The sequence below is a fragment of the Paenibacillus sp. P36 genome (genome assembly GCF_045866505.1).
Taxonomy (GTDB): Bacteria; Bacillota; Bacilli; order Paenibacillales; family NBRC-103111; genus Paenibacillus_E; species Paenibacillus_E chondroitinus.
In genome coordinates, this window is the sequence record NZ_AP038372.1 from 862317 (window position 1) to 884187 (window position 21871).

General features: G+C 49.9%; 18 protein-coding genes. All 18 read left to right on the forward strand.

Translation table 11 applies throughout. From position 1 onward, the window contains the following. The first annotated feature begins 25 nt into the window (after positions 1-25). A complete protein-coding gene (locus tag ACKTT9_RS04020) occupies positions 26-1828 on the forward strand; it encodes an ABC transporter ATP-binding protein (protein WP_407870556.1) in 1803 nt (600 codons plus the stop codon). 371 nt (positions 1829-2199) lie between these two features. Continuing rightward, positions 2200-3180, forward strand: a complete 981-nt coding sequence (locus ACKTT9_RS04025; protein ID WP_407870557.1) for a phosphotransferase enzyme family protein — start codon at positions 2200-2202, stop codon at positions 3178-3180. A 59-nt stretch (positions 3181-3239) separates the two neighbouring features. After that, a complete protein-coding gene (locus tag ACKTT9_RS04030; protein WP_407870558.1) occupies positions 3240-3689 on the forward strand; it encodes a hypothetical protein in 450 nt (149 codons plus the stop codon). A 56-nt stretch (positions 3690-3745) separates the two neighbouring features. Next, the gene (locus tag ACKTT9_RS04035; protein ID WP_407870559.1) at positions 3746-4009 is read left to right on the forward strand and encodes a hypothetical protein; all 264 of its coding nucleotides are present in this window, start codon (positions 3746-3748) and stop codon (positions 4007-4009) included. A gap of 103 nt (positions 4010-4112) precedes the next feature. Further along, on the forward strand, positions 4113-5003 hold the full coding sequence (locus ACKTT9_RS04040; RefSeq protein WP_407870560.1) for a LysR family transcriptional regulator: 891 nt from the start codon (positions 4113-4115) through the stop codon (positions 5001-5003). A 105-nt stretch (positions 5004-5108) separates the two neighbouring features. After that, the gene (locus tag ACKTT9_RS04045) at positions 5109-5546 is read left to right on the forward strand and encodes a rhodanese-like domain-containing protein (RefSeq protein ID WP_407870561.1); all 438 of its coding nucleotides are present in this window, start codon (positions 5109-5111) and stop codon (positions 5544-5546) included. A gap of 190 nt (positions 5547-5736) precedes the next feature. Further along, entirely contained in the window at positions 5737-7743 is a 2007-nt protein-coding gene (locus ACKTT9_RS04050) for a helix-turn-helix domain-containing protein (protein WP_407870562.1), read from the forward strand. Between the two features lie 48 nt (positions 7744-7791). After that, on the forward strand, positions 7792-8256 hold the full coding sequence (locus ACKTT9_RS04055) for a helix-turn-helix transcriptional regulator (RefSeq protein ID WP_407870563.1): 465 nt from the start codon (positions 7792-7794) through the stop codon (positions 8254-8256). Positions 8257-8385: 129 nt separating this feature from the next. Beyond that, complete coding sequence (locus ACKTT9_RS04060) at positions 8386-9753, forward strand: aspartate aminotransferase family protein (RefSeq protein WP_407870564.1); 1368 nt, start codon at positions 8386-8388, stop codon at positions 9751-9753. A 34-nt stretch (positions 9754-9787) separates the two neighbouring features. Continuing rightward, positions 9788-11551: an IucA/IucC family protein gene (locus tag ACKTT9_RS04065; protein ID WP_407870565.1), complete on the forward strand. Its 1764-nt coding sequence runs from the start codon at positions 9788-9790 to the stop codon at positions 11549-11551. Positions 11552-11553: 2 nt separating this feature from the next. Continuing rightward, positions 11554-12792, forward strand: coding sequence for an MFS transporter (locus ACKTT9_RS04070; RefSeq protein ID WP_407870566.1), 1239 nt, complete (start codon positions 11554-11556; stop codon positions 12790-12792). Positions 12793-12802: 10 nt separating this feature from the next. Beyond that, a complete protein-coding gene (locus ACKTT9_RS04075) occupies positions 12803-14623 on the forward strand; it encodes an IucA/IucC family protein (RefSeq protein ID WP_407870567.1) in 1821 nt (606 codons plus the stop codon). Then, on the forward strand, positions 14623-16572 hold the full coding sequence (locus ACKTT9_RS04080; RefSeq protein WP_407870568.1) for an IucA/IucC family protein: 1950 nt from the start codon (positions 14623-14625) through the stop codon (positions 16570-16572). The genes ACKTT9_RS04075 and ACKTT9_RS04080 overlap by 1 nt, the downstream gene beginning before the upstream one ends. Positions 16573-16603: 31 nt before the next feature. Continuing rightward, complete coding sequence (locus ACKTT9_RS04085) at positions 16604-17218, forward strand: RraA family protein (RefSeq protein WP_407870569.1); 615 nt, start codon at positions 16604-16606, stop codon at positions 17216-17218. A 28-nt stretch (positions 17219-17246) separates the two neighbouring features. Further along, a complete protein-coding gene (locus ACKTT9_RS04090) occupies positions 17247-18581 on the forward strand; it encodes an LLM class flavin-dependent oxidoreductase (protein WP_407870570.1) in 1335 nt (444 codons plus the stop codon). Positions 18582-18721: 140 nt separating this feature from the next. After that, positions 18722-19705, forward strand: a complete 984-nt coding sequence (locus tag ACKTT9_RS04095) for an ABC transporter substrate-binding protein (RefSeq protein WP_407870571.1) — start codon at positions 18722-18724, stop codon at positions 19703-19705. 79 nt (positions 19706-19784) lie between these two features. Continuing rightward, positions 19785-20816 carry a FecCD family ABC transporter permease gene (locus ACKTT9_RS04100; protein WP_407870572.1) on the forward strand — a complete coding sequence of 344 codons (1032 nt, stop codon included), beginning with the start codon at positions 19785-19787 and terminating at the stop codon, positions 20814-20816. Continuing rightward, positions 20813-21853, forward strand: coding sequence for a FecCD family ABC transporter permease (locus ACKTT9_RS04105; protein ID WP_407870573.1), 1041 nt, complete (start codon positions 20813-20815; stop codon positions 21851-21853). Before ACKTT9_RS04100 ends, ACKTT9_RS04105 begins: the two co-directional genes overlap by 4 nt. The last annotated feature ends 18 nt before the right edge of the window (positions 21854-21871 follow it).

The following is a 21871-nucleotide window of genomic DNA, read 5'->3' on the forward strand; positions in this document are numbered from 1 at the left end:
TAAGTAAAAGAATGGAGGGACGAAAATGGCACCAGGCGATATGAGGCGTCTATCCGATAGGGACCGGCCTAAAGCGAAATTGAAGGATGTGTCGGTTAAAAGAATTCTGACCTTGTTCCGAGGATACTGGGGACAACTGTTAGGCATTATCGGATTGGCGCTGCTTGCAGCTGTGGTCGGATTAATCCCGCCTTTGGTCATGAAGGAGATCATTGACCAGGCGATTCCGCAAGGAAGTATGAAGCTGCTGGCCGAGATGGCAATGCTCATGCTGCTGCTTCCAGTCGTGAGCGGTGTGCTGGGCGTATGGCAAAATCATCTCAATACCAAAGTAACGCAAGGGGTAATCCGGGATTTGGGGCTGTCTTTGTTTCAAAATTTGCAGCGCCAGTCCATGGCGTTCTACACGGATGCCAGATCGGGTGAAATCGTGCAGCGGATTACGGGGGATGTGCAGGCTGTTCAAGGGGTGGTGACCTCGCTTGTGGTGTCTTCCATCACCCAGCTTGTCATTGTTGCGACAACGATTGGGATTTTGTTTGCCCTGGACTGGAAATTGGCTATTATCGCTGTGCTGATTCTTCCTCTTTTCATGATGCCGGTTAAAAAGGTTTCCAAGCTGCGCAAGGCGCTTCGCATCGAAACGCAAAAGGTGAGGTCTGATATTACCTCGCAGCTGAGTGAAAACTTCGGCATCTCCGGTGCTTTGTTGACCCGTATTTTCGGCAGGGAGCGTCAGCAGGAGGCTGAATTCAAGGCGATGAACCAGAAGGTGATGGATCTGGAGCTGCGGCTCAATCTGGTCGGCCGATGGTTCGGGATGGCGACGAGTACGCTCGGGCCTCTTGGGACAGCCATTATTTACTTGTATGGCGGGTATTCGGTTATTTCCGGCACCATGTCACTTGGGGCCATTGTTGCTTTCTCGGCCTATCTCGGCCGATTGTATATGCCTGTAGGCACACTGTTGAACCTACAAGTGGAAGTTGGGACGGCGCTGGGCGTATTTCAGCGGATTTTTGAATACCAGGACATGGTACCCGATGTCATGGATGCTCCTGATGCGCGGCCGCTGAGCCAGGTGGCGGGGCGAGTGGCTTATAAGCAGGTTTCCTTCGCTTATAAGCCAGGGCAGTACGCGCTGCGCGACGTCACGTTCGAGGCGCAGCCGGGCGAGATGATCGCGCTCGTCGGGCCGAGCGGCGCCGGCAAATCGACGCTGATCGGCATGATCGCGCGGCTGTACGACCCGACGGAGGGGATCGTCGAGGTCGACGGCGTGAACGTCCGCGGCGTAGGGCTTGCCTCGCTGCGCGCGCAAATCGCGTACGTGACGCAGGAATCGTTTCTGTTCCACGCGACGATTGGCGACAACCTGCGCTTCGCGCGAGAGGACGCTACGCGTGAGGAGATGGAGGCCGCGTGCCGCCAGGCCTACATCCACGATTTCATCGTGTCGCTCCCCGAAGGGTACGACACGATGGTCGGAGAGCGCGGGCACCGGCTCTCCGGCGGCGAGCGCCAACGGATCGCGATTGCTCGCGCGATCCTGAAGCGCCCGCGCATCCTCATCCTCGATGAGGCGACGTCGCACCTGGACTCGGAATCCGAGTCCTATGTGCAGGCGGCGCTCGAGGAGCTGATGCAAGGGCGCACGACGCTCGTGATCGCGCACCGGCTCTCCACGGTGCTGGCCGCCGATCACATTCTGGTGATCGAAGCGGGCAGCGTCGTGGAGCGGGGCACGCACCGCGAGCTGTTGGCTCTTGACGGGCTGTACGCGCGGCTGTACAGCACGCAGTTCGCCAAGACGGAAGAAGAGGCGTAGGATAGCCCTGGAAGGTCTGGAAAGACCTTTCGGGGCTTTTTGTGCGTTCCGAAGGGAAGGGGAGCGCGAGGTAGGGGAACTACAGTCTTCTATTTTGGCAGAAACCAGCGATTTGGCTGTGGGGTGGGAACTACGGTCCCCTATTTTGTCGTTTTTGAGCTGGAAAGGCCTCCCTGGGCGAGAATAGGGTCCTGTAGTTCCGTTTATAGGGGAAGCATGCTGACTTTGCCCAAATAACGGCCTGTAGTTCCCACTCGCGATCCATCGACTGCTCAAAAGAGATACTTCTTGTGGAGATTGCAGGATTTGGTGCATAAACCGCCAACTATAGGATATTCCCACATGTCGGTGAGAGACAAGGAGTAGTTACGATGGTCGAGATCAACCAGGTGCTGGAAGAGATCGTTAGCGATATGCATGAGAAGTTTGGTAGGAGCGTTATGGATGCTTACCAGCTTAATAGAGGTTGGTTGAATGTGAAATGGCGGATGGTGACAGATCAGGGTCCTGTTTTCGTTAAGTTTTATCATCCGGATCGGTATAAGCTGCATGTACCGGAGAAAAGGAAAAAGATAGAGTTGACTCTATCTTTACAGCAGCGGCTGCATGAATCGGGTTTGGCTTGTCCAGAGGTATATGCCTCCACGGAGGGAGTGTTCATGCAAGAAACCCTGGCTGGCCACCACTATGTAGTCATGAGCTGGGTCGAGGGGAATGTTCCTGTTCCCGGCCGCATGAGCCATTCCCATATGGTTGATTTGGGCAAAACAACAGCTCATATGCATCAACTGCTTCAACAGGTTCCGCTAGCCAAACAAGCATGGAAACCGGATCAAGCAGCATGCCTGAAGGAGCTTCAGGCTAACCTTGAGCAAGCGATCCAGAGCAATAACCTGCGACTCACTGCTTTGCTGGAAAAGGCAATCAGGAACATCCTGACGCTGGATTTTAAACAGTTTTCAGAGTGCGCGGTCGGCTGGCTGCACTGGGATCTATGGGCGGATAATCTGCTGCTGGATGCGGAGGGGATAGCGGCGATTGTCGATTTTGACCGGATGGATGTGGCATATCCTGAAATTGATATCGCTCGAGCTGTGTTGTCTGGCGCATGGGAGCTGGGTGGGATTCGAGTGGATACGGTTCATGCATTTTTACAAGGGTATCGGGAGCATGCTGAAGCACCTAATGGAATGCTTCTGAGAGCTATTCAAATGCTGTATTTAATTGAATCCATTTGGTGGCTTCGTACGGAGATTTATGAGGAGACTGGCGTCCCGGCGCGGTTTTTGCAGGAAATGGAGTGGCTGACTGAGCATTGGGACAGGCTGCCGGAATTAATTGAGCACTTGTAGTAAACTTCCATGATCTGCACAAGCTAACTGCAAATAAGCAGCAAGGTGAGGTCATTATTTTGAAAATATTTATGTGCATTTGGACGGTTGTCCTCCTGTTGAGCGCCAGTTGCCTGCCAGTTTCAGCTGCTGACGGGGCAGAAGCGTTTGATATTCAAAAGGGTGAGGTCGTGAAGATTATTCCCCACTCGGCCCAACTGCAGAGCGAAGTAGAGAAGTGGCTGGCAGCAATTGAAGGTCCTATAGGCTCTATGAACATTGAACCAGATAGTGGAATAGCGATTAAAATTGAGCTTGCTCCCCCTTTGAAAATCAGCAATCCATGGCTGAAGGGAACGGTCACGCAAGTTGTTTTATTTGTAAGTCAGTCGGATACGTACACCCCAAAGCTTTTAGTTTTTACACAAGAAAATAATATGATCGCAATGACGCTTAAGTATGATTTACACACATTCTTCATTAGGAATAATCTTTACCACCCACAGCTAAACCTGTCCATGCCAAACTAGAACTCTTGCATACGATATATGGAATCGTATTTCTAGTAGGAAGCGGGTGAGGTTTCATGAAAAAGACACAGGCAGCTAGAATGGAAAATCAGGTGTATTCGAATCGGGTTGCGAGATCGGAGTTCGATAAAAACTGGCGGACGGTGATAGGCAGAGGCGGGTATATCATCTATATTGCGACGGCCAATCAGGCCAAGGTAACCGTTTTGCTGAATAACGGATCGAGCAAATTAATCACCTTCAATAAAGGCGGCAGGGTGTTGGTTGGTTCCGGGGGCGTTAGTCATTATAGTAAACCCCATTTTGCCAAAGACCTTTAAATAGAATCAGGAAGATGAAGGCTGCCGAGGTTCGGTGGCTTTTTTAGTGCCCAGTTATGGTACGATGTAGATAATATGTTTGCAGGAAGAGAGGTCATCCATAGTGGAATTAACGTATTTAAAAACCTTTCGAGAAGTAGCCAAATGGGGAAGCTACACACGCGCCGCGGAAGTGCTCGGGTATGCGCAGTCGAGTATTACGACTCAAATTCAAAAGCTGGAGGAAGCATACGGTGCCGTTCTTGTAGAGCGATTCGGAAGAAGTATGAAGCTGACGCTTGCCGGCGAGGCGCTACTTCAGTATGCCAACGACATTTACAGGCTCCATGAGGAGTCTAAAGAGGTCGTTTCCCGGCAGTCCAAAGGGATACTTTCCATTGGAACGATAGAAACGTTGGCCGCTTTTTTCCTTCCGCCGCATCTTCAGACGTACCGCCAGCATTTCCCGGAAATCAATGTGACGATTCAACCGGGTAACGAGCCTTTTATTATTGAAGCTGTCAAAGAGGGGACCCTTGATTTGGGCATCATTTTGGATCCGCCTTTTAGCGATCCTGAGCTGTATTGCCATATTTTAAGGGAGGAAGAGCTGGTGATCATCGCTAGTCCTTCGCACAAATTTGCCGACGGTATCGATGGTTTGCAGATCGGAGATTTGGAAAAAGAATCGTTAATTTTAACGGAAGAGGGCTGCACGTACAGGGCCATGCTGCTTAGGACGCTCAAAAGCAATCAAATTCCCTATTCCTTGTCTTACGAGTTCGGAAACCTGGAAGCAATCAAGCAGTGCGTCATGTACGGTCTTGGTATTGCGTTATTGCCGCGCATTGTTGTTGCAGAGGATATTCAAAAAGGTCGGCTGGCCGCGGTTCCGCTTGTTCATCCGGATTTTAAATTTTATACGCAGCTTATTTATTCGAAGAAAAAATGGCAGTCCAAAGCATTTACCGGCTTCTTAGATGTTCTCGGTGCATCCAATTATCAAAATGAATGAAGTATAGTATCGAATTCTATCGATAACTCCATGGTTTAGGAACGTGTTATAGTCAATTCAAGTCATTCAGCGATTGAAAATAACACTCAAATGGAGGTCTTCATTATGAACAATCAACCTGTAATTTCGCTAGTCCTGGAAACGCCTGCTGCTTCACCGGAGGCTGTGCATCGCCATTTTATGAATAAATTAGCGGTCGAAACGGATGTAGCGGATGTGCGCTATGACATGCAGCATGGGGTCAATGATTTCCTGCTGATTGATGTGAGGAGCAATAAGGCGTATACGGAATGTCATATCCCCGGTGCAATTAATGTGCCGTCCAACCAGATCAATGAAGAGACGACGGCTGCATTTTCCAAAGACCAAGTGATTGTTGTCTACTGCTGGGGCCCAGCATGCAATGGAGGTACGAAAGGCGCAGCCCGTTTATCTGGACTGGGATTTAGAGTGAAGGAAATGTTAGGCGGAATTGAGTATTGGCGCAAAGAAGGAAACGAGGTAGAGGGCACATTGGGGCAAGCAGCTCCGTTAATTGGATAGTATTATAGCTGAAAAAAGGCACTACTTCGGTCATTCGATGACTTGGGGGAGGTCTTTTTCTTTTTTGGATTGGAGAGGAATGGATATTAAGGGTTTTTTAGATAAAACAATTGATATTGATTATCAGTATCAATATAATAAAGCTAGTGAATAGGTAATCACCCAACAAATACCAGGAGGTGAACGAATATTGTCTTTTCAGGAGCAAATCTTGCTTTGGAATCATGCGGCGCTGAAAGTGTTGGACGTGCGTCGTACGATTTTGCAGCCAGGTGAAAGTATACATGGTTATCAGCTTCCAGCGAGTGTATTTCTGTATGCATCTCGGGGGAGAGCACAGTTGCTGCTTGATCATACGGTGTATTCAGCGGATAAATGTCATGTTTGTCATGCGGGCAAAGGCACTTTTCTTGATATTGTCAATGTTATGGAAACTTTTGAGTATTTTATGGTGTTCTATAAAGCCGTTCTGGCGCTTCCTGCCAGGAAAGATCTGCTGCGGCTGCAGGAGAAAAATAATCCATTTAAATGGCAGTTTGGATTTATGCCGCAACGTTCGCTCTCCTTGTTTCTGCAGATGGAAGAAATGCACCAACAATGGACACAGCTTGGCGCATTGGAAAAGTTCCACGTCAAAGCGTTATTCCATCAGTTTGTCTATGTGATGCTGCAGCAGTTGCAGGAGCAGGGCGGCGAAATGACAAGCCCAGAGCCTGTCGGCCAAGCAATTCGCTATATGCAGGAACGTTATGCGGAGCAAATTACACTGCAGGGATTGGCGGAGCTGCTAGACTGCAACGGACGACAACTGCAGCGGCTATTCAAAGCGAAGGTAAGCATGGGGCCGATGGAATATTTGATGCAGGTCCGGCTGGGGAAAGCGAAATCGCTTCTGCAACACACGGACGTACCGATTACCGAAATCGCAGAGGACGTTGGATATACGGACAGTTACTATTTTAGCCGAATATTTAAAAAGCATGTTGGCGTCTCACCAGGCCGATTTAGGGAGAAGTCGGGTCAGGCTGATTTCGGTCGTCAAAATCCATTGGTTTTGTCGCGATTGCCCATTGTTCCCAGTAAATTGCAAAAGTATAGTGGGTTAGGTGAGGATGAATATCATTATCAAGATTTGGGTAGAGGTATGGCAGCCTATGCCGACTCAAGTCCAAAGTCTTCTATTGCCGTTGGCTTCATGCTGACGCTTGCCTTGCTCCTTAGTGTATGTTCAGGACCAGCCGCTGTAAGTGCTCAGGCAGACGGGAGTTCAGCTTATACGAAAAGAGCTTTGGTACAATCTTCGGCAGTAGTCGGAGGGACGTCAGAGTCGACTGCTATAACTGCTGTACATACAACTCGAACGATCACACATCTTAAAGGCGAACTGCCTCTGGACAAAATACCTGAGAATATTGTTGTACTTGATGCACAATATATCGACCAGCTGTTGACGCTTGGTAAACAGCCCGTTGGCACGGTGATTGCTACATCGGATGTTTCGGAATTTCCTGCCTATCTCTCACATCAGCTGAGTGGCATCCAATTGATGGGGACTAAAGAGAAGCCTGATCTCGAAGCGATTAAGCTGGCAGAGCCCGATCTTATTATTTGCACGGAGTTTCAGGCACATAAATATGATGAGCTTGCTCAGATCGCGCCGACGCTGCTGCTGGATCGGAATGCGGATTGGCGTTCCACGCTTCAAACATTCGCGCAAATTTTGGACAAAGAGCAAGAGGTGCCTGACGTATTGGTCTCCTATGAGCATAAGATCGCAACTCTGCAAGCTGCGCTGGCAAGCAAGTTGGGCGGCGAGACTGTTGCTCTGATCAGGCCGCGCGATCATCAGATTCGGCTTCATACGATTGCACATCGCACAGCAGATATCCTGTATGGAGATCTAGGGATTCAAGCCCCGGATTGCGCTAAGGATAAGGAGAGTTCCAGCAAGTGGATTTCCTTAGAGTCGCTTCAACATGTAGATCGCTTACTAGTTTTAACTGACGATTCCAACAAAGAACTGATTAGTGAATATCAGAAATCCGAAGAGTGGCAGCGTCTAAGAGCTGTGCAAGCCAATCAAGTGTACTCGGTTAATACAACAATGTGGATCGGTTATTACGGTCCTATTGCCATCGATCTTATCTTGGATGAGATAGCAGAAGCTTTCCTGCAAGAAAATTTGCTGACGGTATAGAGATGCTAGTGTGAGAGTCACCTACTATATACGGATGGAGAAGAGAATATGACCTTAACCAAAGTGCGTTTGACGATCGATTCCAGTGCGGAGGATGAATTGGCGCGTGCGAAGCTGATCGATTTGCATCAAATTGTCGTTGATCAGGTGATGCGGCTCAAAATAAATGAATCGGTGAAAGTCACGATTGAATATGGGGGAGCCGATCTGGAAGATCGGCTTTCTTCGCCAGCGGTGGCGAGTGGTGAGAATGATGGGGATGATCTGCAAAGCGGGAAAATGGATAGCTTAAGTGAGAGGCAGCGGCAAATTGCCGAGATGCTCTGCAATCATTATTCAATCAAACGAATTGCAGAAGAGCTTTATGTGAGTGTGAATACCGTCAAGAAACATATTCAGAATATGAAAAAAGTGCTCAATATCGATGTTTCGGGCGCAGATTTTATTTATACGGTGAAGAAAATACTGCAATATGGGGGCAGTGAGAGTAAGGTAATGCTTCAATCGGAGTAGTGATATTATCTGATTGGAGAATTTACGGTATTCGGACTTGTTTGGTATGCTGATGATGTTAACTGATAATGATTATCATTATCAGAAAGACAATATCAAATAAACAAGATCTGAAGGAGTGAAGCAATAATGGTTAATCTTACTGTCACGGAACAGTCCCAAAATACGCGCTATCTCGAAAGCCAATCGCAGCGGGAATCCAATGCGAGATCGTATCCTAGAAGGCTTCCGATTGCGATACAAGAAGCGGAGGGAATTTACGTAAAAGATATGGACGGCAAGGTGTATTACGATTGCCTTGCAGGAGCCGGGACGCTTGCGCTCGGTCACAATCATCCTGTGGTCGTTGACGCGATCAAGCAAATGCTGGAAAGCAAGCGACCGCTGCACACGCTGGATTTGACGACTCCGCTGAAGGAGCAATTCGTGGATGAGTTGTTTGCCAGCTTGCCGGAGGAATTCGCCAAGAACGCACGCTTCCAGTTCTGCGGTCCGACAGGCGGAGACGCCATCGAAGCGGCGATCAAGCTTGTCAAAACGGCTACGGGCAACCGCAGCATCCTGTCCTTCCAAGGCGGATACCACGGATCAACCCATGCGGCTATGAGCCTTAGCGGAACGCTTGGACAAAAAGAAAAGGTGAACGGTCTGATTCCGGACGTACACTTCATGCCATACCCCTATGCCTATCGCTGCCCATTTGGCGTCGGCGGAGAACAAACGCATGAGCTTTCCTCCCGTTATATCGAAAATTTACTCGACGATCCCGAAAGCGGCATTGTTTCTCCAGCCGGCATGATTTTTGAAGTCGTGCAAGGCGAAGGCGGGTCTATCCCTGCACCTGTGGAATGGCTTCGCGAAATGCGGAGAATTACGCAAGAGCGGAATATTCCACTCATTATTGATGAGGTGCAAACAGGGCTTGGCCGGACCGGTAAGCTGTTTGCTTTCGAGCATGCCGGCATCATTCCGGATGTGCTGGTGCTGTCCAAAGCGATTGGCGGAAGCTTGCCGCTTTCAGTCGTCATTTATAACAGCAAATTGGATGTATGGAAGCCAGGTGCGCATATTGGCACGTTCCGGGGCAATCAGATGGCCATGGCGGCAGGTCTGGCTACACTGAAGTTCATTAAGGAGCATGATGTACCAAGCAAAGTAGAGAAACTCGGTCAACATCTGCGCAATCATTTAAATGAGCTGAAACTTGATGTGAACTGCATCGGAGATGTGCGTGGAAGAGGCTTAATGGTCGGCGTAGAAATCGTCAACGCGAAAGCAGCGTTGGACCGGCTTGGCCATTATCCCCAGTATCCCGAGTTGGCTAGAAGGATACAGCAGGAGTGCTTCAACAGGGGGCTAATCCTGGAAGTCGGAGGCAGACATTCTTCCGTCATGCGCTTCTTGCCACCGCTCATCGTCACGCAGCAGCAATTGGATGAAATTTCGCGTCTGTTCAGTGAAGCTGTACATGCGGCCTGCGCTGCTTTGGATGCGTGAGCGGAGCGGCAGAGAGAGGAGAGATCGACCACGGATGTTACAACAGCAAACGGACGCAGCCACGAAAAGTACGGAGCTGGCGGAAATGGCGACCATACGCGCATTGCTAAACAGTTATTTGAGAGAAACCGGGGAAAGTGACCCTAGGGCAGCCATCCCCGGATTACGATATTTTATTGATTCTTTTCCTAAGCAAGGCGATCCGTTTATGCTTCATCTTCCCATGATCGGCAAAACGATCACCGGGGCCATAACGTATTACTCGGCTATTGGCCAGCATACGTACGGATCGTTCTTTTATGAAGCCATATCCGGTGGTGTATTTCGTGAGCTGAACATGGAGCGGTTGCTTACGCTGCTGCTCGCAGAGCTGGGAAAAAGTGATAAGGCTGAAAATGGTCTTAATGACGAACAGCGGGTTAGATCCCGAATCGACAATAGCTACCGGAAAATGAGCCTGTATATGGAGCATTTCCTTAATCAAACCCAGGCGGAACTCGCCTGGAAGCCGGAATATGTCCGCTCGGAGCAGTCGCTCTATATCGGTCATTCGTTCCATCCTTATCCGAAAAGCACCGAAGGTTTTGACTTTAGTGAGCTTGCCGCTTACAGCCCTGAGATGGGCGCTTCCTTTCAACTGCATTATTTTGCAGTCCGCAAGGAGCTGGTGCATGAAGAGTGGCTGGATGGAGAAGAAGCCGTGGCGCTTCGGCCTTTCGCTACCTTGCATGCGCGTCAGCAGTTAGGTGATGCAGCAGGAAACTACAAATTGCTGCCTATGCATCCTTGGCAGGCGGTTCATGTCCTGCGCCAGCCGCAAATTCAGGAAAGGATGAAGAAATCGGATATCATCAGCCTTGGTTTATGCGGTCCTGTCGTATATCCGACTTCATCGGTAAGAACAGTGTGGGAACCGGCCGGAGGCTACGGCTTCAAGCTGCCGCTGCATGTTCGCATCACGAATCTGCTGCGCGAGAATACACAGGAGCAAGCAGAACGGACGATGGATGCGGCACGCGTGCTGCATCATCTTAAGGATGCGTGCAACAATGATCATTTTCAGATTCTTTCCGAAACGGGTTACAGCAGCGTTCGGTTGACGGAGATGCCAGAGGAATGGTCAGCCTGCTTCACGGTCATTTACCGTCCAATGAAGCTTCCTAACCCATTCACGTACGTGCTGGCTTCGGTGTTAGAAAGCTTGCCAGGGCAAACGGAGCCTAAACTGATCCAGGCAATTAGACAAAGCGGGCAAGGAATACTGCCTGACTTGCGGGAGTGGTTGGCTGCATACTTGCGAATCTCGATGGTATCGCTGCTGCGTCTTCTATCCGAGCAGGGTATTTCCTTTGAGGCTCATTTGCAGAACTCGCTTGTGTCTTTGAAGAATGGCATGCCCGATTGTTTCTATGTCCGCGATCTCGAAGGCGTAAGCATCGACCGCCGTAAGGCAGTAGAAGCTGGCTGGACTCAAACGCTACTGGCAGAGAACAGTCCTGTGCTCTACGAAGAGTTTGAAGCTTGGATGAGAACAAAATATTATTTCTTCGTGAATCACTTAGGTTCACTAGTCCATACGATTGCGGCCTATAGCCGTGAAGCTGAAGAACCGTACTGGCGCATCGTCCAGGACGTGCTCCAACAAGAGCGTTCGAGAGCGGACGAAAGGATGCTTCCTTATCTTGACGATTTGCTGCATAGCCAAAGCTTGCCTGCGAAAGCCAACTTTACAAGCTGCTTTTTATCTAGGGGAGAAAAACCGCTGTTTGTCGACATCCCAAATCCGATGAAGGTGTAACTGTGGAGAAGTGGAAACGGAATCTTTACATTTTATACGTCGGTCAATTTCTGGCTATGGCCTCAACGAGCAGCATTACCCCCTTTTTACCGCTGTACTTACAAGAACTTGGACTTACGGATCCGAAAAAGGTGCTTTTCTGGTCCGGCATGATCTACGGAGCGAATCTGCTGACAGCCTTTCTGTTCTCCCCGATCTGGGGAAAGCTGGCTGACCGCTATGGGCGCAAAGTGATGCTCGTCCGATCCGGTATCGGCATGGCGATCACGATTACCTTGATGGGCGTTGCCACCAGCCCGGTGCATTTGCTGCTGCTGCGTCTCGTCAACGGCGTGCTTTCCGGGTTTGGCCCGGCGGCCATCGCCCTTACCGCCACGAATACGCCGAAAGAGCGCAGCGGGTATGCGCTGGGTATTTTACACTCTGGGGCGGTAGCCGGAACGATTTGCGGGCCGCTGCTGGGGGGCTTGATGGCCGACCATTTTGGCCTGAGAGAGGTATTTTTTTATACCGGCATCAGCATTTTTGTAGCCGCCCTGATCGTTATTTTCGGCGTTAAGGAAAAGTTCGAGAAGAAAGTGAAAACGGAAAAGAAAACGGATCTGATTCAGGATTTTAAACTCATTGTGGCTAGAAAGCCAATTGCCTCGCTTTTCGTCTCCTCCGCAATATTAAGGGCGGCAATGATCGGCACCCTGCCGCTCATTCCGCTATATGTACAGCATTTGGCGGCCGGATCCGATAATCTGGTCGTTCTGGCAGGGATCACCTCGGCATCTATGGGGATAGCCAATATGATTACAGCTCCGTATCTGGGCAAGCTCGGTGACAAATACGGTTCGCATCGCATTTTTGTCTATGCGGTACTTGGCGCGATTGTGTTTTCGATCCCGCAGGCATTTGTCCACCAGTTGTGGCAGTTAATTGTCTTAAGGTTTTGCACCGGCGCTTGCATTGGCGGCATGATGCCATCGATGAATGTGCTGATTCGGCAGTATGCGCCGGCAGGCATGGAGAGCCGCACATACAGTTATGTCAACTGCGCAGTGCTGCTTGGCGGCTTGGCAGGCTCACTCGGTATGGGTGCCATCGCATCGAACTTTGGCTTGCCGATGATCTTTCTGTGTGCAGCTGGACTGCTGATTATGAGTAACATTTGGATGAGAGTGAACGTGTTTCCCCACATCACGCAGCGCAAGGAATCGGCTGCTCTGGCCGTCGGCCAGGAAATAATCAAATGAGGTGTAGCGAATGAATACGACACAATGGGTATCTGCAAGCCAGGTTGATTTGGATAAAAAAGTAGAGGAACGGGTACTTGGTCAGTTAATTGAAGCTGTTCTTTATGAGCAAATTGTCATCCCCTTAAGCGGAGTGCCGGCTTCCGGATTTGATGGGGAGCTTGTTCTGCAAGGGAAAGCGGCTGACGGGGAGACGGTAACTTATCGTTTTCAAGCAAAAAGAAAAATGACCTTTGACCGCATCCGTTTGGCCAGAGATACAATCAAGCGCCAGAAGGGGGAGGAAGAATGGGCGACTGCGCAAGTGTCCCAGTTCGTCATGGAAGTGCTTGGCCAGATTCAGCCGGACAAAGAACGGCTGGGTATGCTGCTTCAAGAGCTGCAAAGCACGTTCGTGAACGATGTCCAGGCTCAGGCATACCGGACATCTTTGCCACAAACAGGGCAGCAGCGCAGCTATGATGAGTTGGAAAGCTTGCTGGACGGCCATCCGTATCACCCGTGTTATAAATCTCGAATCGGCTTTAGCTTAGAGGAGAATGCACGTTACGGCCCTGAGTTTAATCAAGATCTGCAGCCTGTATGGTTGGCCGTTGCCAAGGCTCAAAGTCAGCTTTCCCTTTTGGAAGGTGAAGATTATCGAAAGATGATTCAGGATGAACTTGGCAGTGGCATTGTTAGCCGATTCGAGGCGATTTTGACCGAAAAAGGGTTGAATGCGGCTGATTATCTGTTCATGCCTGTTCATCCTTGGCAGTGGGAACACATGATTACCTCTGCCTTTCAGCAGCAATTAACGGATTCTACAATCGTGAAGCTTGGGTATGGTGATGATGTCTACCGTGCACAGCAATCCATTCGCAGTTGGGCGAATCAGTCGAACCCAGAGAGAGCTTATTTGAAAATGGCGCTGAATATTACGAATACATCGACCAGACGCATGCTCGCGAAGCATACGATTCTGAACGCGCCGCTTGTTTCGCGCTGGTTGTTGTCGCTGACGGAGAAAGATGAGACGGCTCAGAAGCTTGATTTTGTTTTTCTGGCTGAATTTGCAGGCATCACCTATGAGTATGATCAGCTTCCAGCTGACTTGCAGCCGCAGGCTTACGGGAACTTGGGGGTCGTGTGGAGGCAAAGCGTACACCGCTTCTTGAAAGACGGCGAAGCCGCTATTCCGCTGAGCTCCGTCACGTATGTAGACGGTCAGCTGCCATTTATTGAGCCGTGGGTACAGCAATATGGCCTCCAAGCCTGGACGCGCCAACTGCTTGATACAGCCATAACCCCGCTTATTCACATGCTGTATGCGCACGGATTGGCGATGGAGTCGCATGCTCAAAATATCGTGCTCATCCATAAAGACGGCCTGCCTGTTCGACTGGCGTTGAAGGATTTCCACGATGGCTTGCGGTTCTCCAAAGCGCAGCTTCCACAGCCGGAGCTTTGTCCGGATCTGAACTTGGAACCTGCAGCGCACCGGGCAATCAACCGGCATTCCTATATGCAAACGGATGACTTGGAAGCCGTAAAAGATTTTCTGCATAGCGCCTTTTTCTTCGTGTGTTTAGGCGATATCGGGATATTTTTGAACGAGCGATATGGGCTGGAAGAGTCGGAGTTTTGGCAAATGGTCGCCGATGTCATTCAGCAGTATCAACAGGAGCACCCCGAGCATGAGGCTAATTTTAAAAAATATGACCTCTTCTCCGATACAATTCGGATCGAACAATTAGCGCGTAGAAGGCTGTGGAAGGACATGGAAGTCGATCCAAAGCATGTTCCGAACCCGTTAGCCCATTATCGTTTCTCACAAGGAGGCCGTGTATAATGCCAAACAAACATGCAGGTAATAAGGCTGAACAACGGGTATTGGAAGATCTGGTGAATGCTTTACTGGCGGAACAATTTCTAGAAGGTCACGCTTCTGTCGAATTGCTAGCCAAAGAAGAATGGACTTCAATTGCCTCGCAGGACGATCAGTTGAAAATGGTTCAGCAGCAACTAGGAGCTGAGGTAGAAGCGCAGGCAACTCATGTATACCGGTGGAAGCTGGAGGATGCCGTCATTGTGTTTCCAGTGAGCACGTCGATCACGCAGCCATATCGGTTCGAAGCTTCCTACGGTGTGTATAAAGTAAGCCAAGGAAATCTGTCCAGGCTCGGCTCGCTAGAGCTTATGGGGCATGTTGTGACGCTGTACGCTAATGACCCGGTGGCGGTAGATCCATATGGCGCAGTAAAGTTCCTGCATATGATCGAACAAACGCTGCTGCAAACCTCATTTTCGCTGGAAAATGAGCAACCAAGCGCACCTATTCTCGGATTGCCGCAGGCGGCTTCCCTGCTGGAGGCAGAGCGCAAAGCGGCTTACCGTGACCGGCCTTTCCATCCGGTGTCCAAAGTGAAGCAAGGATGGGTTTATGACGAGTGCAGCAGCTACACGGCTGAATTTGGCCGTCCGATCAAGCTGAACTGGATGGCAGTGAAGCAGGATTATGTCGTATCCGGGCTTGAGGAAGGGCGCGAGTTGTTTCCGGTAGACCTGCTGCTTTCGGAGGAAGAACGAAACCAAATCAACGCAGAGCTGGACCGACGCGGTCTAGGTGAAGGCGCGTATACAGCGATCCCTGTGCATCCGTGGCAGATGTCAGCGATTTTGCCGGAGCAGATCAAAAGAGAGCTCGAAGAGAAGATCTGTATTCCTTTGGAGACGGAAACGGGCACCTTCTACGCAACATCGTCCGTGCGTTCCCTAATGCCGGAAAACGAGATTCCTTATCATGTGAAACTGCCGTTAGGCATTTATTCACTTGGCGGGCTGCGTTATTTGTCGGCAATTAAGCTGATGAACGGCCAGCAAGCGGAGTCCTTGATGAGACAAGCCGTGGAGCGGGATACCGTGCTGAAGCAAAAGCTGTTTTTATGCGATGAAACAAAATGGTGGGCGTATTTGCCGGAAGACCGGGATTTGTTCGCAGACTATCCAAGACATTTATCTACGATGATTCGGGAATATCCGGCAGAGCTTGTGCAAGATCCTGATATTCGTCTGCTGCCGATGTCGGCGCTGTCGGTTCATGAGTCTGTGGAAAACGGGCATCTATTTGATGAGTGGTTAAAATGGATTGGATCCGATCAAAGTGCCGATGCCGTCGTGCAGTTGTTTCGTGAAGTGCTGGTGTCCTACTTCGAGATCTGTTTCCGTTTGTTCCGACTCGGGATGATGCCGGAAGTGCATGGCCAGAACTGCGTGCTCGTTTGGAAGCATGGCAAAATCGAAGGGCTGCTGCTTCGCGATCATGATGCGCTGCGCGTGCATGTGCCTTGGTTAAAAGCGAATGGTCTCGAAGACCCGGCATACACGCTCCGTGCGGGATATCCGAACTCGCTGTATCACGATCAGCCGCAAAAGCTGCTGACTTTTTTCCAAATGCTCGGCATCCAAGTGAACAGCTACGCCATACTGAAAAGCGTTGCTGACTACTACGGCTTGAAAGAAGCGTTCTTGTGGAAAGAGCTTCAGTCATGTTTGGAGGAGGCAATCCAAAAAGCAGAAGTGCCGGAGGAAGTAGCGGAAGTTCTGAACGACGCGCTTTTCGTTAAGGCTGCTTGGCCATGGAAGCAGATCGTGCGTCCACTTCTTAAAAAACAGGCCTTGCGCGTTCCGGGCAGCATGCCTTATGGCCAAGGCGAAGTGGCGAATCCCTTTCATGTTTTGAGTGAGGCACATCAGACAAAAGACTTGAGCAGAGAAGCTCAGCTGACGAGTCGCGCATAATTAACGATGTTAACGATAGGAGAGATCACGTATGTTTCGTATTCAACCAAGGGTACAAGGCGTAACGCCTGAACTTCTGGAGCTGTATAAAGACATTAGCCCCTCTACGATCGGTCATATGACAGACTTCGGCTTTCTGCACGGCGCTCAGCCGCTGTTCAGGCCGATTCGGCTGCTGGGGAACGCTGTAACCATACGTACACCGCATATTGACTCCAGTGCCATTACTAAGGCGATGGAGTTGGTGCAGCCTGGGGATGTGCTCGTGATTGACATGTCCGGTGATGAGCAGCGTGCTTGTTGGGGAGAATTCAGAACCTATGCGGCGATAGCCAAAAAGGTTGCCGGTGTCATTGTTTCCGGCTGCGCTGCGGATGTTCGCGCGATTACGGGACTCGGCTTTCCCGTGTATTCCAAGGGAATCAGCGCGCTCACCACGCGGACGCTGAAGCTGGAGGGCGAGGTCAATACGCCTGTTAGCGTATTTGGGGTAAGCATCCAGCCGGGCGATTTGATCGTGGGGGATGATGACGGTGTTTTCGTTATCAATCCGAGCGAAGCGACGGAAATCGGCTTGAAGGCTTTGGAGAAACAGCAAAAGGAAGAGCAGAGAAGAAAAGAATACGGCTACGTCCTGCCGATCTAGATAAATTCCAGTATATGAGGTGATAGGAGTGAAAGAACCGAAGAAACAGCTGCATTTGAACTTGTTTATTTTGAGCACAGGCCATCATGAAGCCTCATGGCGGCATCCGGACGCGCAGCCGCAGCTTGCGACAAGTCTGGACTACTACCAGCAGCTGGCCAAAACCGCCGAGCGCGGCAAAATGGATTCTATCTTTTTAGCTGAAAAATACAGGTTAACCCCGTTAATTAAATATCGGGTCATTCCCCAGCTTGAAGCGTTCACGCTGCTATCGGCGATAGCGGCCGTGACCGAGCATATCGGACTGACGGCAACAGCCTCGACCACTTACAATGAGCCGTACCATATTGCGAGGAAATTCGCTTCTCTCGATCACATTAGCAGAGGTCGGACGGGATGGAATATCGTGACTTCGACAGGAGATGCAACGGCGCATAATTTTAGCAAAGAGCACCATTTGGATCATAAAGTCCGCTATGAACGAGGCAAGGAATTCGTGGAGGTTGTTAAACGGTTGTGGGCTGGTTGGTCGGAAAACTCGCTGTTGGTTGATAAGCAGTCAGGCATCTATGCCGATGTCAGTCGGATTAAGGGCGCTGAATTTGCCGGTGAATTTTTCTCTGTAAAAGGGGCCTTGAATATCCCGCGTTCTCCGCAAACGCACCCTGTGTTAGTGCAGGCAGGTTCATCCGAAGATGGCAAGCAGTTTGCTGCCGAGTTGGCGGAAGTGATTTTTACGGCGCAGAACACGATGGAGGAAGCGATTTCCTTTTATACGGATGTGAAAAGCAGATTGAAGCAGTTTGGGCGTTCCGAGGATCAATTGAAAATCCTGCCTGGGTTTATCCCATTTGTCGGGGACACGGAAGCGGAAGCCAAGGCGAAAGAAAGAGAGCTGAATGAGCTGGCCGTTTCGGAATATGGCATTCGGAGCTTATCGGATCTGCTCAAAATCAATTTGTTTCAATATCCGCTGGACGGTCCCGTGCCGCTCGAGGATCTTCCATCCATAGACGAAATACAAGGGCAGAAAGCACGGTTCCAACTATACGTCGACCTGGCGCGCCGGGAAAACCTGACGATTCGAGAGCTGATTATCCGGACGGCTGGGGGCAGAGGGCATTTTACTTTTGCCGGAACTGCTGTGCAGATTGCAGACGAGATGGAGCGTTGGTTAGTGAACGGAGCGGCAGATGGGTTTAATTTGATGCCTGCGCTCTTGCCTGGAGGTTTGGATGATTTTGTGAATAAAGTCATTCCCGAGCTTCAGAAAAGGGGTATTTATCGCACGGAATATACAGGTTCCACGTTGAGAGAGCATTTAGGTTTAACCCTTGAACATGAACTGGTAACACGCAGTTAGGTTTGGAAGTGTGGGGATGATTGTCAGAAAAGTCCAAAAAAGTGGTCGCGAATGTCCATTTTCATTACCAGGTACTTCCGTATAATAAGAATGAGAATCAATATCATTGATCGAATATATATGTAGGGGGATCAACAAAAATGGTAAGGCAAAAAAAAGCAACACTAGTACTGGCTGCAATGCTTTCAATGGCAGCTATATTTACAGGCTGTCAGCCTAAACAGGAAGCGGCTCCGGCAGCCGCACAGACGCAAGCGCCGGCACAGGCGACTGCGGATGCGAATAGCGTCAGAGTGATCAAGCACGCGATGGGTACGACAGAAATCAAAGGTACGCCTAAAAAAGTCGTAACTTTGTTCCAAGGGGCGACAGACGCTGCTTTGGCTTTAGGCGTGAAGCCGGTTGGAGCGGTTGAGGCGTGGATCGAGCAGCCTTGGTACAACTACATCAAGGACAAAATGGATGGCGTTACGAACCTGGGGTCGGAAAATCAGCCGAACCTGGAGAAATTGGTTGCTTTGCAGCCAGACCTTATTATCGGAAGTAAATTCCGTGATGAAAAAATTTATGAGCAATTAAAAGCTATTGCACCAACGGTAATGACGGAAGACGTGTATTTCTGGAAAGACTCGTTGAAATTGACAGCTGAAGCGACGAATACGAAGGATGCCGAAACTAAATTTTTGGCGGACTGGAATAAAAAAGTAACGGATTTTAAAGCAAAAATGGGAGATAAGTTGAAACTGGAAGCCGGTATCGTTGACTTCCGTGTGGATCATGCCCGTATCGTGTACACAGGGTTCTCGGCATCTGTCTTAGAGGAACTTGGCATCACCCGTCCAGCCAGCCAACGGGGCAAAGATTGGGGCATTCAGCTGCAATCCAAAGAGAATATCACACAGATGGATGCAGACATCATTTTTGACCAAACGGCAAATCGTACGGATGGACGCTTGGAGTTAAGAAAAACTTGGAGTGACTCCCCGCTGTGGAAAAACTTGAGAGCTGTTAAAGCAAATAAAGTATTCGAAGTGAATGCAGCGACGTGGAATAACGGTTCCGGCCCGTTAGCAGCAACTCTAATGATTGATGATCTTTATAAATTCTATGGTGTGACGAAATAATTGGAATTTCGAGGCTGTTGACCTTTATGTCAACGGCCTTCCCTTAATTTTACAGTAAAATTAGATGAGGAGGATCCCTGTGAGACCATTATTGCACCAGACACCCTATAAAGCGATGGGTTTGGTGTTTGGGATAATTATTTTTGTACTATCCTTTGTGCTAAGTGTTGTGCTTGGTTCATCGCATACAAGCGTTGCATCGGTTGTGCAGTCATTGATTCATTACGATGTGAATTCGAACGAGCAAGTGATTATTCGAACGACCCGGATTCCCCGGGCGCTATTCGCCACAATGGTTGGAGGGAACCTTGCCATTGCCGGTGCGCTCATGCAGGCGCTGACACGGAATCCGTTAGCGTCCCCGAGTATTTTTGGCATCAATGCAGGGGCCGTATCTTTTGTCGTCATCGCGATTACATTTCTCCCGCTTACGTCAATTGACCAATTGATATGGGTAGCCTTCGCTGGTGCAGGTATCGCTGCTTTCGCTGTATATTTTCTCGGCTCTCTAGGGCGAGAGGGGCTGACGCCGATTAAAATTGTATTGGCCGGTTCTGCCATGACCGCACTCTTCAGTTCGTTTACGCAAGGGATGTTGGTCGTTCGTGAGGCTACCTTGCAGAATGTCATGTTTTGGTTAGCGGGGGCTGTGGCGGGCAAAAACCTGGATACGCTGATTCCGGTGCTGCCTTATATGTTAGTTGCCGCCGTTACAGCGCTTGTGATGGCCCATCCTGTTAACATTCTTGCTTCGGGTGATGATGTTGCCAAAGGTTTGGGCCAGAAGCTTGGATTAGTTAAAGTGACGGTAGCCATAACCGTAATCCTGTTAGCAGGCAGCTCGGTGGCTGTCGCCGGTTCGATTGGTTTCGTCGGTCTTGTGATTCCGCATATTGCCCGGTTTGTTGTTGGCCTCGATTATCGTTGGGTGATTCCATATTGTGCTGTTTTGGGGGCTATCTTGCTTCTTTTAGCTGATCTTGTTGCCCGGTTTGTTATTATGCCGGGAGAGATACCGCTTGGTGTTATGACCGCTTTGATCGGCGTGCCTTTTTTCATCTATACCGCTAGAAAAGGGCTGCGTTCGAAAGGAGGGACGTCATCGTCATGAGTCGATTAATCGTGTACCGAAGTAAGGCGTGCAGGTTTTCTTTTCTTTTTCATAGGAGGACACTCCTTGTTATATCAGGTCTGACATTGCTGACAATCGTGATATTCTTCATTAGTACGGGGCTTGGCAGCAATTTCATTGCACCGCAGGATGTGATGAAAACGATCTTTGGACAAAGTACTCCGCAGCACGAACTGGTGATCGGAACGCTGAGGCTTCCACGGATTATTGTGGCCATCCTCGTGGGCGCTTCGCTGGGTGTTGCTGGATCGATTCTTCAGGGAATGATCCGTAATCCACTTGCCTCGCCTGATATTATTGGCGTAACCGGCGGGGGCACGCTAGCGGCAGTTACGTTCATTACTTATTTTGCAGGCACTGTCAGCATTCATTGGCTGCCTGTAGCTGCTTTTGTGGGGGCTGGCTTCGTGTCCCTGATCATTTATTTATTGGCGTGGCATAAAGGGATTACACCCACGAGGCTGGTCCTGATCGGGATCGGAATTTCGGCGGCGACTAGTTCCTTAACGATGTTAATGATCGTGCTCAGCCCGATGAATTCAGCGAGCAAAGCGTATACATGGCTGACTGGGAGCGTCTACGGCACATCTTGGGACAACGTGTATACCTTGCTGCCTTGGGTCATTGTGTTCATTCCATTGGCGCTCTATTTTGCCAGGCATATTAACTTGCAGGAGATGGGAGACGACCTGGCTGCAGGGCTGGGAGCCACCGTTCAGCTGCATCGCTTCTTCTTGTTGTTTATCAGCGTGGCGCTGGCGGGTTCGGCCGTGGCGGTTGCCGGCGCGATTGGCTTTGTAGGATTAATTGCGCCGCATATAGCGAAAAAGCTGGTCGCTCCCTCATATGGGGGATTAATTCCCGTGTCAGCGCTGATTGGAAGCCTGATGGTCTTGATCTCCGATACCGTGGCACGAACGGCGTTTCCTCCGCTGGATATTCCAGCCGGCGTGTTTACCGCAGCTATTGGCGCTCCGTTTTTTATTTTTCTGCTGTATCGGAATCGGAATCGATGAGGAGGTAGGTGGGAGTTG

Coding starts and splice junctions, on each gene's coding strand:
- ACKTT9_RS04020 (WP_407870556.1), top strand. CDS start 26: ATGGCACCAGGCGATATGAGGCGTCTATCCGATAGGGACCGGCCTAAA.
- ACKTT9_RS04025 (WP_407870557.1), top strand. CDS start 2,200: ATGGTCGAGATCAACCAGGTGCTGGAAGAGATCGTTAGCGATATGCAT.
- ACKTT9_RS04035 (WP_407870559.1), top strand. CDS start 3,746: ATGAAAAAGACACAGGCAGCTAGAATGGAAAATCAGGTGTATTCGAAT.
- ACKTT9_RS04045 (WP_407870561.1), top strand. CDS start 5,109: ATGAACAATCAACCTGTAATTTCGCTAGTCCTGGAAACGCCTGCTGCT.
- ACKTT9_RS04055 (WP_407870563.1), top strand. CDS start 7,792: ATGACCTTAACCAAAGTGCGTTTGACGATCGATTCCAGTGCGGAGGAT.
- ACKTT9_RS04060 (WP_407870564.1), top strand. CDS start 8,386: ATGGTTAATCTTACTGTCACGGAACAGTCCCAAAATACGCGCTATCTC.
- ACKTT9_RS04065 (WP_407870565.1), top strand. CDS start 9,788: ATGTTACAACAGCAAACGGACGCAGCCACGAAAAGTACGGAGCTGGCG.
- ACKTT9_RS04075 (WP_407870567.1), top strand. CDS start 12,803: ATGAATACGACACAATGGGTATCTGCAAGCCAGGTTGATTTGGATAAA.
- ACKTT9_RS04080 (WP_407870568.1), top strand. CDS start 14,623: ATGCCAAACAAACATGCAGGTAATAAGGCTGAACAACGGGTATTGGAA.
- ACKTT9_RS04085 (WP_407870569.1), top strand. CDS start 16,604: ATGTTTCGTATTCAACCAAGGGTACAAGGCGTAACGCCTGAACTTCTG.
- ACKTT9_RS04095 (WP_407870571.1), top strand. CDS start 18,722: ATGGTAAGGCAAAAAAAAGCAACACTAGTACTGGCTGCAATGCTTTCA.
- ACKTT9_RS04105 (WP_407870573.1), top strand. CDS start 20,813: ATGAGTCGATTAATCGTGTACCGAAGTAAGGCGTGCAGGTTTTCTTTT.